The sequence below is a fragment of the Herminiimonas arsenitoxidans genome, from assembly GCF_900130075.1.
GTDB lineage: Bacteria > Pseudomonadota > Gammaproteobacteria > Burkholderiales > Burkholderiaceae_D > Oxalicibacterium > Oxalicibacterium arsenitoxidans.
The window spans coordinates 1,219,287-1,233,023 of the sequence record NZ_LT671418.1 but is presented as its reverse complement, the minus strand read 5'-3'; the positions used below and the strand labels follow the sequence as shown (position 1 = coordinate 1,233,023).

Annotated in this window: 11 protein-coding genes; 7 read left to right on the top strand and 4 right to left on the bottom strand. The window is 49.8% G+C overall.

Annotated elements, in window-relative coordinates; all coding sequences use genetic code 11:
• Position 1: 1 nt before the first annotated feature.
• Together recJ and BQ6873_RS05785 are read right to left on the bottom strand one after the other, a co-directional pair.
• Entirely contained in the window at positions 2-1,699 is a 1,698-nt protein-coding gene (gene recJ / locus BQ6873_RS05790; protein WP_076591804.1) for a single-stranded-DNA-specific exonuclease RecJ, read from the bottom strand.
• Positions 1,696-2,742, bottom strand: coding sequence for a hypothetical protein (locus BQ6873_RS05785; protein ID WP_076591803.1), 1,047 nt, complete (start codon positions 2,740-2,742; stop codon positions 1,696-1,698). The genes recJ and BQ6873_RS05785 overlap by 4 nt, the downstream gene beginning before the upstream one ends.
• A gap of 447 nt (positions 2,743-3,189) precedes the next feature.
• Between BQ6873_RS05785 and BQ6873_RS05780 the strand changes: the two genes are divergently transcribed.
• From BQ6873_RS05780 to BQ6873_RS05760, 5 genes are all read left to right on the top strand, one after another.
• Positions 3,190-4,455 (top strand): lipoprotein-releasing ABC transporter permease subunit, encoded by a 1,266-nt coding sequence (locus BQ6873_RS05780; RefSeq protein ID WP_076591802.1) that lies wholly within the window; start codon positions 3,190-3,192, stop codon positions 4,453-4,455.
• Positions 4,448-5,134 carry a lipoprotein-releasing ABC transporter ATP-binding protein LolD gene (gene lolD, locus BQ6873_RS05775; RefSeq protein ID WP_076591801.1) on the top strand — a complete coding sequence of 229 codons (687 nt, stop codon included), beginning with the start codon at positions 4,448-4,450 and terminating at the stop codon, positions 5,132-5,134. Before BQ6873_RS05780 ends, lolD begins: the two co-directional genes overlap by 8 nt.
• 71 nt (positions 5,135-5,205) lie before the next feature.
• The gene (locus BQ6873_RS05770; protein ID WP_076591800.1) at positions 5,206-6,003 is read left to right on the top strand and encodes a TatD family hydrolase; all 798 of its coding nucleotides are present in this window, start codon (positions 5,206-5,208) and stop codon (positions 6,001-6,003) included.
• A gap of 8 nt (positions 6,004-6,011) precedes the next feature.
• A complete protein-coding gene (locus BQ6873_RS05765; protein WP_076591799.1) occupies positions 6,012-6,818 on the top strand; it encodes a ComEC/Rec2 family competence protein in 807 nt (268 codons plus the stop codon).
• A gap of 50 nt (positions 6,819-6,868) precedes the next feature.
• Positions 6,869-8,659: a recombinase family protein gene (locus BQ6873_RS05760; RefSeq protein WP_076591798.1), complete on the top strand. Its 1,791-nt coding sequence runs from the start codon at positions 6,869-6,871 to the stop codon at positions 8,657-8,659.
• A gap of 64 nt (positions 8,660-8,723) precedes the next feature.
• Here BQ6873_RS05760 and BQ6873_RS05755 read toward each other — a convergent pair whose 3' ends face one another.
• Together BQ6873_RS05755 and BQ6873_RS05750 are read right to left on the bottom strand one after the other, a co-directional pair.
• Complete coding sequence (locus BQ6873_RS05755) at positions 8,724-11,423, bottom strand: hypothetical protein (RefSeq protein ID WP_076591797.1); 2,700 nt, start codon at positions 11,421-11,423, stop codon at positions 8,724-8,726.
• Between the two features lie 71 nt (positions 11,424-11,494).
• The gene (locus BQ6873_RS05750; RefSeq protein ID WP_076591796.1) at positions 11,495-11,770 is read right to left on the bottom strand and encodes a hypothetical protein; all 276 of its coding nucleotides are present in this window, start codon (positions 11,768-11,770) and stop codon (positions 11,495-11,497) included.
• A gap of 120 nt (positions 11,771-11,890) precedes the next feature.
• Here BQ6873_RS05750 and BQ6873_RS05745 point away from each other — a divergent pair, with 120 nt between their 5' ends.
• Both BQ6873_RS05745 and BQ6873_RS18140 read left to right on the top strand, forming a co-directional pair.
• Positions 11,891-12,745, top strand: coding sequence for a hypothetical protein (locus BQ6873_RS05745; protein WP_076591795.1), 855 nt, complete (start codon positions 11,891-11,893; stop codon positions 12,743-12,745).
• Between the two features lie 61 nt (positions 12,746-12,806).
• On the top strand, positions 12,807-13,307 hold the full coding sequence (locus tag BQ6873_RS18140) for a hypothetical protein (protein WP_197685171.1): 501 nt from the start codon (positions 12,807-12,809) through the stop codon (positions 13,305-13,307).
• Positions 13,308-13,737: the final 430 nt, after the last annotated feature.

Sequence of the window (13,737 nt, the reverse complement as noted above, 5' to 3'; positions counted from 1 at the left end):
CTTATTCAGCAGCTTCAGCATGCTCGACCAGCAACTGCACCCGCGTTCTTCCATTGAACTCATTGGCATCCAGGCGGTAGGCGACTTTGGCTCTGGCTGGCAAAGAGTCTATATGGCCAAACCAGATGGCATCGTAGCTTTGTCCATCTTTTTCTAGCGTCAATTTCAGATGGCGTTCTTTCAGTATGCGTTGATTCACAACGCGAAATTCATCGCAGAATAGCGGCGGTGCAAAACCTTGCCCCCAGACCTGAGCTTCCATCAATTCGATGAATTGTGTGGTGAAGTAGGCTGATTCAAGCGGGCCGTCGGTCTCTACTACGCGCTCCAACTGATTCGGATTCAACCAATTTTTGCCGACTGCTTCAAATGCTTGTGTGAATGCGTCCAGTGCGTCAGCGCGTATCGTCAAACCAGCCGCCATTGCGTGACCACCGAATTTATCTATCAACGTAGGCGCATGCTTGGAAACCAAGTCCAGTGCATCGCGCAGATGGAAGCCGGCAATTGAACGCCCCGAACCTTTGATCCAGCCATCGCCTGCATCGGCGAAAGTAATGGTCGGACGATAAAATTTGTCCTTCAGACGTGAGGCGACGATGCCGATCACGCCTTGGTGCCAGGTCGGATCGAAGACGCTGATGGTGGTTTTGTCCTGCGGATTGAAGTTCTCCAACAGGATGAGCGCGGTGTCTTGCATATCTGCTTCGATAGTGCGGCGTTCGCGATTGATTTCATCGAGTTGCTGAGCAATCGCCCAGGCGCGACCTTCGTCGTCGGTGGTCAGGCATTCAATACCCAGCGACATATCGGACAAACGTCCCGCAGCATTCAAGCGAGGACCTAATGCAAAGCCGAGATCGAAGGGCGACGCACGTCGCCCTTCACGACCAGCCGCGCGGAACAGTGCGGCTACGCCTGCATGCATACGTCCGGCGCGCATGCGCTTCAAACCTTGTGCGACCAAGATGCGATTGTTGGCGTCGAGCTTGACCACGTCGGCGACGGTGCCGAGCGCGACCAGATCGAGTAGCGCATCCAGTTTGGGTTGGGTTTGTGCATCGAAGATGCCGCGCTTGCGCATTTCCGCACGCAAGGCGAGCAACACGTAAAACATGACGCCGACGCCAGCAAGATTTTTACTTGGGAAGCCGCAGTCAGGCTGGTTCGGGTTCACGATCACACGCGCCGCCGGCAAGGTATCAGCCGGCAAGTGATGATCGGTGACGACCACATCGATACCGCGTCGATTGGCTTCGGCCACGCCATCTATGCTGGCGATGCCGTTGTCGACGGTGACGATGATGTCCGGCGATTTTTCGCGTACGGCGAGGGCGACGATTTCCGGCGTGAGGCCGTAGCCGTATTCAAAACGGTTAGGCACGATGAAATCGACAATCGCGCCCATGGAACGCAAGCCGCGCAGTGCCACTGCACAGGCGGTAGCGCCGTCGCAGTCGTAATCGGCGACGATGACTAGTTTCTTTTTCGCTGCAATTGCATCGGCGAGGAAGGTTGCAGCGACATCAATTTTCAGTAAACCGGGTGGCGGGATCAGCGCCGTCAGTTCGCTGGTCAGTTCCTTCATGTCGAGCAAGCCGCGTGCGGCATACAGACGCGCCATGACCGGGTGTACGCCGCTTTGATGCATACGTTCGGCATCGCGGAATGGATAAGGGCGTGTGGTAATACGTGTCATGGCACCAACCGTGCAAGTGAAGGTTTACGCCAGAATTTGCGCAGAGAGGATTTCTGAATGGTGATAGTCGATAGAGCCGTGTTGTGGCTGAGCGTGATGCTTAATTGGTCGAGCTGACTATTCTTTATCGCTTCCAGCAAAGGGGCGAACCACTCAGTTTCCATTGCTTGCAAACGTCCCAACCACTCTGACCAATCGCCAGCCATGGCTGGTGCTATCAAGCTGTCTAGCACTAACAAACCTTGCTGAGGTTTTGCGGCGATCAAATCTGTCACGGAGTTGGCTGGAATTTGCTTTGCAGTCGAAGAGGCAAACAAGTGCTGCGCCCCAGCCAAAGTGAACGTTTCTTCAATTTTATGGGGTGAGGATGTCTGGGTAGTCGACGTGCCGCCCCAGAGCCAGACAGAATTAACCGGCTTCAAACCTATTGCTTCACGCGCATCATTGATTGCGTGTCCATGCCAATGCATCTGGACTTCGTTTTGCAATCTGCGCCAATCACGTTCATTGGCCCCTTTAGGCATCCAGATATCGATATTGTGGCCACAGGCAGCATCAGGTGTAGATGTATGTAGCGCTTGCAGATCATCGGCGCGCAAGAACCATGTGCGTGCATCGCCGTAGAGCAAGGTTCTGCCTGACTCTTCAAATAGCGGCTGGACGGTATCAAACAAGCCGCGTGCATCTTGCTCCGACAGTTGCAATTGCTGTGGATCGGTCAGCACCAGATGGTCGCGCGCGATATGCAAATGCACGGGTTGCAAGATAAACCAGACACCTGCATCGGCCTGCAAGCCGAAGGTAGACATCGCATTGACGGCGACTGAAGGGCTGGAATTGCTATCTGTTGCCATGCCGAATTGCTGCGCTAGCCAGTTTTCATGCGGCAAGGCGCGGGAAAAACCATCGGATATTTGTTGCTCTATCAGATTGCCGCGTGCCAGCAGGGTGGCGAATGCAGGCATTTTCAGTTCGCGCAGCAGGTCGCGTGCCAATTCTTTCTGTGGCAGGGCGAAGGGTAAAAGGAGTGCAAGTTGAGTCATGCCGCGATTGTAGGGCAATTGCAGGATCCGCCGCTATCAAGATCGTTGTAGAACTCATTTCCTAACTATTCGTGAGATGCGTTCTTGTCGAAAGAGGTGCTGGCAAGGCGTGCGACGCGTCGCATAGCGAGCTATGCGCAAGGAGCGCAACGCGGCCAGCGCCTCTTTCGGCAAGAACCCGGAGGGAACGGGCTATTGGGGCGTACTGCCGCGTTGCGCCACTTGCCAAGGGAACCACCCTTGGCGGTGCGACACGCCTTGCATTACCTCCCAAATAGCCGCGTTCGCACTCGCGAATAGTTAGGAAATGTCTAGTATTCGATTTGCCGGGGAACGTAAGGGATGTGGACATAGTCAACGACTGGTACACTTGCCGCTTTTCATCTCTGTGCTTTGCTGGCACGGGAGAATGTATGGCAAACTGCGTGCTGCATTCAGGAGCCTTCATTGAGCATCATAAAAAATCTATCTTTCGAGTGGCTGGTCGGCATACGCTACACGCGCGCCGGGCGACGTAGTGGTCGCAACAGCTTCATTTCATTTATCTCGCTGATTTCCATGGCGGGCATTGCGCTGGGCGTGGCGGCATTGATCATTGTGTTGTCAGTGATGAATGGCTTCCAGAAAGAGGTGCGTGATCGCATGCTCTCGGTGCTGGCGCATATTGAAATCTTCGAACCGCAAGGTGCTTTGCCTGATTGGCAAGCCACGGCACGCGAAGTGTTTACCAATAAGGAAGTGCGCGGAGCAGCACCGTATGTCGATGCACAGGCCATGCTGACGCGGGATCAAACCTTGCGCGGCGTTGCAGTGCGTGGCGTGTTGCCGGCAGAAGAACCTAAAGTTTCTGATGTGGCTTCGCAGGTACGGCAGGGTAGTTTGAATGATCTGCGTTCCGGCGAGTTCAATATCGTGTTGGGAAATGAACTGGCGCGCAGCATGGATGCGCAACTGGGTGACAAGGTCACGATGATTGCGCCGCAAGGGCAGGTGACGCCAGCCGGTGTGATTCCGCGGCTCAAGCAATTTACTGTGGTTGGCATTTTTGATTCCGGGCACTTCGAATACGATTCGACGCTGGCTTTTATACACATCGACGATGCGATGAAGATGTTCAAACTGCCGGCACCATCTGGTTTGCGCTTGAAAATAGATGACATGCAACGCGCGCCGCAAGTGGCAATGGATTTGTCGCGCGTGCTCACCGGCAACCTGGTGATACGCGATTGGTCCAAGCAAAATCGCAACTGGTTTGCTGCCGTTCAGACTGAAAAACGCATGATGTTCATCATCCTGACCTTGATCATTGCAGTGGCCGCTTTCAATCTGGTATCGACACTGGTGATGACGGTTACTGACAAACAGGCGGATATTGCGATCCTGCGCACACTGGGCGCATCGCCAGGCTCGATCATGAAGATTTTTATGATTCAAGGCGCATTGGTAGGCTTGATAGGAACTGCATTAGGTGTAGGCGGCGGCGTGCTGATTGCATCCAATATAGACGTGATCGTGCCGTTTATCGAGCGACTGCTGCATGTGCAGTTCCTGCCGAAAGATATTTATCTGATTAGTGAGTTGCCATCCGATCTGCGCTGGAACGATGTCTGGACCATCGGTAGCGTGGCGGTTGTACTTTCATTTGTTGCGACGCTGTACCCAAGTTGGTGGGCTGCCCGCGTAAAACCTGCGGAGGCATTGCGTTATGAGTGAACATGTATTGTCGTGCCGCGATCTTGCGAAAACTTTCACGCAAGGCAAATATTCGGTCAATGTATTGAGAGGCGTGAGCCTGGATATCGTCAAAGGCGAACGCGTAGCGATCGTCGGTGCGTCTGGTTCAGGCAAATCGACTTTGCTGCATCTGTTGGGCGGCTTGGATACGCCGACAGATGGCTCGGTTACTTTGTTGAACAAAGACTTTGCGACGCTGGATGAAAAGACACGCGGTAATCTACGCAACCAATCTTTGGGCTTCGTTTATCAATTCCATCATTTGTTGCCTGAGTTTTCTGCGCTGGACAATGTGGCGATGCCGCTGATGATACGTCGCGTGCCTCGTTCAGAAGCACACGAGACAGCGCGTGCGATTCTGACGCGTGTCGGACTTGAACATCGCGTGACGCACGTGCCGGGTGAATTGTCCGGTGGCGAACGTCAACGTGTTGCACTGGCGCGTGCGCTGGTGACACAACCGGCTTGCGTGCTGGCGGATGAGCCGACAGGTAATCTGGATAGGGCAACTGCGCAAAAGACTTTCGATCTAATGCTGGAGTTGTCGCGTACGCTGGGTACTGCTTTTGTCATCGTCACGCACGATGTCGAGCTGGCGACGCATTGCGATCGGATACTGCGTTTGTCTGAACATGGTTTGCAGCCGTATACCGACTAAATTTATCTGTGCCTGGATCAATATGCATGATTCTCGCGTTTGTTTTCATCGCTACACATTCATAGACTGATATGTGGATAGATACACATTGTCATTTGGATGCGGCTGAATTCGCCGGTGAGGAAGATGTCATCGCGACTCAGGCATTGCAGAAAAATGTCAGCATGATAGTGATACCAGCCGTCGCGCGCGATAACTTCGCGACGGTGGCTGGCTTGGCGCATCAGCACGCCAATTGCACGTATGCGCTCGGCATACATCCCATTTTCGTACCACAGGCGCAAGAGAGTGATCTTGCTGTGTTGCGTGAGACGGTGGAAGCGGCGATGAACGATACGCGTTTTGTCGCGTTGGGCGAAATTGGTTTGGATTTTTTTGTACCCATGCTGACGACACCGGAGATGCGTGAGAAGCAGGATTTTTTCTATTCCGAACAGCTCAAGATTGCCCGTGATTTTGGCTTGCCGGTTTTGCTGCATGTACGTAAATCGCAAGACAGCATACTTAAATATCTGCGGCGCATTCAGGTCATAGGCGGGATTGCACACGCATTCAATGGCAGTTTTCAGCAGGCCGAAACTTTCATTTCTCTCGGATTCAAGCTGGGTTTTGGCGGCGCCATGACATTTACGCGTGCGCTGCAAATTCGGCGCATGGCGGCAACTTTGCCGATTGAGTCCATCGTGCTGGAAACTGATGCGCCTGATATTTCTCCAGCATGGTTGCACCCGCAACGTAATAGCCCGGAAGAGTTACCACGCATAGGGCAGGTACTTGCTGAGTTGCGTGCGATGTCGCTGGAAGATGTTGCACGCGTGACCTCTGCCAATGCAGTGGCTGCCATGCCGCGGTTGAGTCACTTCAGTTAAGCGGTCGGATGCGTAGCGCGATCATCGGCTTTGTCATTGGAGCTGCGTGGCTGCAGACGCAAGCATCGCTCCCCAAGTATTTTTCCATTCTGCTTTTGCTTATCGCAGCCTGTGTGCTGGCCGCACTCGTTCGCTATTCTCTTCTGCATAAATTAAAAATCCCTCTGCTTGCAATGATGGGGGCTGCGCTGGGCTTTGCATGGGCGGCTTTGTTTGCCCAGTATTACTTAACGCAGAAATTGCCTAAGGATTTGGAAGGAAAAGACGTCACCATCGTCGGTACGATAGATAGCTTGCCTAGTTATTTCGAGCGCGGCGTGCGCTTCAATTTCGCGGTCGAAAAAGTCATGCCATTAGATGGCGTCGTTCCTGTTATTCCTTCCAAATTGTCTTTGTCCTGGTATTCCGCTTTTAATCAAGATGAATTGCAGGCAGTTGGTGAAGTGCATGCTGGTGAGCGCTGGCAATTGACGGTGCGCTTGCGTCGTCCGCACGGCAATGCCAATCCGCATGGTTTCGATTATGAAGTGTGGCTGCTTGAGCAAAACATTAGAGCAACTGGTTATGTGCGCCCTGATCAACGTTCTGAATTCAAGAATGAGCGTTTGGATAGTTTTGTCTACAGTTTCAATAACGTAGTTGAGCGATCTCGCGGCTGGTTGCGTAGTCGGATACAGAATGCCTTGCAGGATAAGCCGTATGCCGGCGTGATCGTTGCTTTGGTGGTGGGCGATCAGCGCGCCATCAGTCAGGCGGACTGGAATGTGTTCAATCGTGCGGGGGTGTCACACCTGATTTCAATATCAGGGCTATAAACACATAAAAAATAGTATAATTTCATTTTGGCAACTATTTTGAGTGTGTTGTGACAATTGCATATTCGTACGTCCGATTTTCCAGAGCGGAGCAGCTAAAAGGTGATTCGCTTCGCCGTCAAATAGAGTTGTCTGAGCAGTACGCCCAAGAGCACAACCTGACGCTTGATCAGTCATTCCGGCTACACGACCTTGGAGTCTCGGCCTTTGATGGCTCCAATCTCCGAAAAGGTGCTTTGGGTGGCTTTTTAAATGCTGTTGAAAGCGGTCGAATTGCCCGCGGGTCAATTCTATTGGTTGAATCACTCGACCGTTTATCAAGAGAGCAGGTGTTGTACGCGCTGGAGGTCTTTACATCCATCATGCGGAAGGGCATCACGATTGTTACCTTGGCTGACGGGATGGAGTACAACGAGGACTCCATAGCAAATAATTACAGCAATCTGGTCATGTCCATCATGATCATGGCAAGGGCGCATGAAGAATCATTAACAAAAAGTAAACGAATAAAATCGGCTTGGCAAAATAAGCGGAATAAGATCGCCGAGAAAAAGCTGACAGCTCAATGCCCCCGCTGGCTGGCACTTAGCGCCGATAAAACAACTTTTACGTTTATTCCAGAACGCGTAGCGATCATCAAGGAAATTATCAATTGGTCTCTCAATGGTATAGGCCAAGCGCTGATAGCCAAAAGACTGAATGAGCGTAAAGAAAAGCATTTTTCAAATCATGGCAACGGTTGGCACACTTCTTATATCTGCAAGATACTGAATAGCCCAGCGCTTCATGGTGAGTTTCAACCCCACCTATGGATTGATGGCAAAAATCAACCGCACGGTGACTCAATCCAAAACTACTTCCCAGCGTTGATGAGCAAGGAAGAATTCCTTGTGATGAAAAATACACGTGAGTTGAGGTTGTTTGGTCGGACCGGGAAGCGAGGAGTGGACGTTCCTAATTTGCTAAGTGGCTTGGTCAAGTGCGGTTACTGCGGATCGTCAATGGTTTTGGCGGGGGCTACTGCAAAAAGGAGCATCGGGCCAGATGGAGTGACGAGTGTACGATTATCCAAAAAAGTACTGGTGTGTGATGAGGCAAGAAGGGGTTTGGGCTGTTACGCGGTCAGATGGGACTATAAAGACCTCGAAAAGAGTTTTCTATCCTTTTGTCGGGGGTTGGAGCTACAGCAATTGCTGGACGACTTGGATAAGAACACTGATGCAGAAGACAAAGTACGCACTTTACAAGACGAGTTGCAACTGACGGACGCAGAGATTCAAGAGAGTAATCGCAAAGTCGGTAACTTGCTTTTGGCCTTAGAGAGTGGGCACACAGCGCCTGACGCATTAATTGAACGGATGAAGGTGTTGGAAAGTAGCATTGCTTCCGCAAACTTAAGAAAAGTAGAACTACAGACACAAATTAAAGCGCTAGCCCTAGCTGAAAAAAATGATTCGCGGGAATTACAGTCGGTGCAGGATGTTATTAATAGGCTCGAGGAAAAAACTGGCGATGAATTATTTTTACTGAGGGCTGCCCTGGCAGACAAAATACGTAGGTTGTTCAAAGAGGTACGAGTGCATCCTGCTGGGAAACTGACCTCACCCGAGGAACTGAAGACAATGCGTGAGCAATTGACGAAAGTTGGTTACGACGCAAAACGTATTGCTGATTACCTTCAGGATTATCGAACGGAGCCAAAACGAGTGGGCACAGCGCGTTATGCGTCTCGCAGGGATATTGGCCGCTATTTTGTGATTCAGGCGCGAAAGGAAGGTGTTCGTGTGATTTATCCAGATTTTGACGACCCGAGTAAAGTCACGGTCGAGCTTTCATCATAGTCATTTTTCAGAGTAATCTATTTAAAAGCTGCTGCTGGATTGAACCAGCAGCAGACAGCACACATTATTGAACGTAAAACTTCGGCAGATCCATTTCTGGAAATTTTTCAAGTAACACGTAGGAAAGTTCGTCCATGCGATTAGATGGTGGAATGACGTGTTCGTAGAACTTGCCACGTCTTGAGTTCTTCACATCTTCTAGGGATGTAGGATAGCCAGCTTCCGTCAACCAATTAGCAACTTCGGCATATTTCATAGTCTTTTTGATGCCGTGCATTTGGTTGGTGAAAGCGACTAAGAACATACGACAAAAGACACCAGCTAATCCTTTCTTAGTGGTTAAACGTATGTTGCTTCCTTTATTTTTCAGTCGGGCGCGAACCACGGAAAAAGCAACATGCTCTGACCAATCCATCCAATCATCGACATCCTTAATGCAATGCTGGCGCTTCCAGCCACTATGTAAAGCGCGTGTTGTTTCAGCATCGTCTATATGTTTCCATGGTTTAGTTTGTAAATTAATGTGATTGATGGAGCCGACAGGTAGCATGCCGTCACCATCAATCAGATTGCGCTTGAAGTCGTATTCGAGATTCAAGGTGGCTTCACGAGTCAGGCGCACAACGTCGGTGTTCTTCCGCCATTGCTCACGGATCGAAGTGAATGGCTTTGACATTGTTGTTTGGCCCGGTTTGCGATTCAAAAACAGATCAAGCATAAAACTATTGTGCTGATCAGTAGGGACCGACGGCGAAACACCGGCCTTTGCCAAGATTGGCTTTTCGCCTTCGAACGGGACGGCAGTAATTTGCCCGCGCGTTTTAACAGCGACCAATTGGCGAACTTTGTGTTTCATCTCAAGCATCTTTGTTCCGGGAGCAACGCGGTCACATAGAGATTGATACCGAATAGCCATGGGGCCTGTCAGGTCAAGCTCAGACAATTCAGCATCCGTAATGAAGCCATCTGTGGTGGCACTGATTACAGTTTTTCCGGCAGGAACGCGGGCGATCTGTTCGCTCAATACAGCGCGGATGAATCCGGTTGTATGCGCCGCAATGATGGCATTCGTGATTTTCGAAGGAGGCAGTTCGATGCTTTTCAAGCCGTGTGTGTCGAAAACAGTTTTCTTCTTCAGTCCTTGAGCCGTCTTACCGTAAAGCGAATTCCCGATCAGCTTAGCGTACAGCTCGTCCGGCGAACCTTTGATAAAACTACGACGCAGATCACGAATCCCGGTGGTAAATTTTTCAAAGATACGTGAATCGCTATCGTCCACATCTTCGCACCAAGGAATAATTACACCGTGAAGAACATTAATTGAGCAATTCATGCCCAATGCGACCTCGATTTCTGGAGCGGTGCAATAGGAGCGGCCGCTGAGGGGATAAAACAAACCGCCATTTGAACCTTCGACTGGAAGGCATGGAAATTTTGTATCCGCTGGGAACTCGAATTCAACGAGGGCAAAGCCAACAACGTGACCAACAAAATTCAACTCATCCTTTGTATGCCAGAAGCTGTCGTAATCGACGGGACGCAGATCAACTAAGCCAGTTGTGTATGCACCAGCCAGATCGAAGTCGTTCCACACCGAAACCTGTGTTGGTCCAAACGTATAGCATTCGTTACGACCACCGTGATAACACTTAGCAACGAATGGCTCCGTGATTGCACGCATCTCGGTCGGAATGACGGATTTCTGAGTCACCACAGAACCTTTGACGTTATTCCAGTACACACCTTTCTTTTCTTCGAAGCCAAACGTGTCATGAAAGTTGGTGCCTTGCTGATCCAGTTGCGACAAGAGCATGCGAACAGCCAGCCCCGAAGCAGTGGAAGGAACTGAGCGACTCTCTGTATGGGTAAGGGCGAAAGCTTTAAGTTTTTGGTAGTAATGGGCAGCGATTTCGGCGTCACGCATCCCGTACTCTTCAAATGCAGGTTTGTTACCCTTTAAAAGTTCATCCATGCGCTCAATGCTATAACCATCAGGGATGGCCAATTTGGGCAATCCGATCTGTTCACCGATGTCAGCTAACGTTGTGCCTACGGCGACATGGCTACCGATATCGATGAAACGAACTACCAGCCCACGAGTGAAACCGGCAGCTTCTTTTACGACCACAAACTTGGGTTTGAGGCGATTCCCGTCGTGTTCAGGCGACTCGGGCTGAAATTGAACTGGCGAGCCTACAGTCGTCACTTTTCCACTGGCGACATCAAGTTGTGTTTTGAACGAAGATAGATCGCGGAAGGCTGCTAAGTCGGTACGCAGGAAGAAGCCTGACAAGATCACTTTGCTTGGCCATTCACGAATCACGCCATCATCAACACACTCTTGCAGCAAGCTGATGATTGTGGGATAGAAAGCGGGACGATCAGTTTGCAGTGGGCCAGATGGGTAAATGACCTTTGTATAAGTCTTTCCTTCACCGATTACATAAAACTGCAGGCTCAGATAACGGTTGCGTTTTTCTTCTTCGCTGGCGAATACATATTCGGAATCGAAGCCGATCACGACTTCTGGACCTTGGCCAATGACGGGAGTGTCACCTGCCTTCGTCAACTCCTCAATCTGACGGTCAAAGATTTGCAGTTCACGCTCAAGTTCTTTCTCTGGATCGATTAGATTGTCAGTGAAATCATCATCGTTGCAAGCGTCGCTGATGGTGTATTTGAGCGGTTCACTCACCAGAGGTGGCTTGTTGCACTCTTCGGATTGGTTTTCGGTGGCGTTCGTATTATTTGTTTGAATGTTCATTCAATTTTCCTTGATTTTTTAAATGGTCCGACGCGAAGTCGGACCGAGTGGGTTATTAATTAAACGGCGGATTATTGTGGCGATTCAGAATTGGCAGCTTCGATAGGTGGAAATGAGGATGTCTCGCTCAAGAAGGTCCAGTCGATATCTCCTGAACGCTGGTTCTTCACACGCAGAAGAATGGCATCGCGTGCACGCTCGCCTTTCTGGTGATCTTCAATTTTCACGTACGCAGCGAGGCGCTGCTGCGCGTCACGAACAGCAATTCCTTTTCCCTTGTAAAGCATCACCGAGCGAACGAGAACGGTGTCAATTTGGTTGCCATCAGGCAGATTCAGCCATGTCATGTAGTACTCCTTAGTTGTTTAAAAAGTGTCGTGAATCGACAGGAAGAATCATCTCCTGATAAACAAACTTAACAAATACCAATGAATTTTATGATTTAATGTTGTTAAGAAAGGAGGCGTATGAAAGTAAAAATCGATGGAAAAGGGCGTGAAAAATTACTTTTTGACGTGCCAGAGTGCGACGGGGATGGATGGACAGAGAGTGATCGGCGTTTGTCACAACCGTTCAGCGCTTACGAAATAGAGGTTTTCTATTACTGGTATGAATTCATGCGCCGTTCGGATCGAAAAGAATGGACGCAAGATGTTCGGCATGACTTTGCCAACGTCACAGCTACTGCTGGTGAGACCATCCTTACCTTTGAGGAATGGTGGTTTCAGCACAGCCGGGTTTTTCGACGAATGAGGTCATTCGACATTCAACAGTTGGAAGGCGAAGACGAAATCGGTATGTTTGAACCAGATATCTACCAAGAGGACAGTGACATGAAGGCGTTCGTTGTTCAGCTTTCTTGGTCAAAAGATCGCCTCATGAAGCGCTTCTCACAAATGATAGACACATGGGAGAAAAAGCACGTAGTGAAAGGGCGATATCGCTATGATCCGAACTTTAATTCACAAGATCTTGTGCCGGGTTTGGATGATGGGTACTACATCTATGCAGTCCAAAATGCACGCTGTAAACCGCGGACGCGGTTGCTTAGGAACGCGCTGGAGGTATACGACACCTATGAACTGATAGAAAGAGGTGAACTTAATATTCCAAAGAACCAAATTGAAGCGCATATAGCCAGCCAGCGGGAACCTGGCGACGAAATCATTGCTCGTAAGAAGAAGATCAACGTGACGCCATACGAAATACCCCACGAGCCAACCTACGAAAGTCAGGCTGCCACGATAGCAAGATACAAAAAATGCGCTGACTTCATGATTGAAAACGTTTGTAAGGGTATTTTCCCAAAGTATCAGAAGTAGTTCTGTGGACCTATTACCCGTTTGAATGGATGGTGGACATGTCTTGATTAAAGGGATGTTCATGTACACGCTTACAACCGAACAGGCTGAAGTACTCGTTCAAATGGTTATGGACCATTGCCCATCTGCAGAAATGAGCCGTGGCGAATTTGCGGAGGTGGTGAACGACTATTTCGAGAACATTCCTGGATTCGAGACGATTCCGCCTATTCAGGCAGATGAAATCATCAATCAACTTTGGGGAATGGTTATGTCCAAGAAAGAAGCAGCTGTAGGAAACACAAGCAAACCTGAAATCAGCAAAGAAGCGGAGATAGCAGTCGTCATTGATTTGACAAAGCCAACGATCCAGAAGGCGATTGCAGAAGGAAAAGCGTTGATCGCTGAAGGTAAAACGAAAGCAGATGCAGCGCGTGTCATGTACCCACAGATCAGCAATGAATCAAAGGAAATGATCATTGCAGCTTTTGTTGAAGGTGCGACGTTGACCCCAAAAGGTGCGCAAACATATTGGTATAACTGCCGACGCCGCGCTTCAAAGGAAAAGAAGCCCGCGCAGTAAAGTGAGATACAAACGGCCATGGTGGTAATGCACCATGGCCGTTTCTTTATTCCATAGACTAACAATCTGTTTGCCAACATAAATACTCTTGTCCTTCGGGATAATCAGCGTCGGAACAAGCACGAGTACAAGCTAACAGACGCCGCAACCGGTCATACCCTTACTGTCCGGTGGAGTTGGGAACAGAATGCGTGAAGCCGCATTAACGAGCCTGCCAGATGATCACTGGTTAAAGTTTTACTACTGCTGTTGTGGATAGCAGTTTTGATGTGTCAGCTTGGGAATCAAGCTTCTTTTTTTATCCACAAGATGTAATGACCGTCAGTAATGACAGCGCAATGAACCGATAAGAGTTGTGTGTAGCTGGTAAATGCCACATACGGGCCATAGATTTTTATTATTTCCGCATTAATCAGAACAACAAATACTG

Bases quoted from the DNA above. Each gene is read 5' to 3' on its own strand.
- recJ (WP_076591804.1), bottom strand. From the start codon at position 1,699: ATGACACGTATTACCACACGCCCTTATCCATTCCGCGATGCCGAACGT.
- BQ6873_RS05785 (WP_076591803.1), bottom strand. From the start codon at position 2,742: ATGACTCAACTTGCACTCCTTTTACCCTTCGCCCTGCCACAGAAAGAA.
- lolD (WP_076591801.1), top strand. From the start codon at position 4,448: ATGAGTGAACATGTATTGTCGTGCCGCGATCTTGCGAAAACTTTCACG.
- BQ6873_RS05770 (WP_076591800.1), top strand. From the start codon at position 5,206: ATGTGGATAGATACACATTGTCATTTGGATGCGGCTGAATTCGCCGGT.
- BQ6873_RS05765 (WP_076591799.1), top strand. From the start codon at position 6,012: ATGCGTAGCGCGATCATCGGCTTTGTCATTGGAGCTGCGTGGCTGCAG.
- BQ6873_RS05755 (WP_076591797.1), bottom strand. From the start codon at position 11,423: ATGAACATTCAAACAAATAATACGAACGCCACCGAAAACCAATCCGAA.
- BQ6873_RS05750 (WP_076591796.1), bottom strand. From the start codon at position 11,770: ATGACATGGCTGAATCTGCCTGATGGCAACCAAATTGACACCGTTCTC.
- BQ6873_RS05745 (WP_076591795.1), top strand. From the start codon at position 11,891: ATGAAAGTAAAAATCGATGGAAAAGGGCGTGAAAAATTACTTTTTGAC.
- BQ6873_RS18140 (WP_197685171.1), top strand. From the start codon at position 12,807: ATGTACACGCTTACAACCGAACAGGCTGAAGTACTCGTTCAAATGGTT.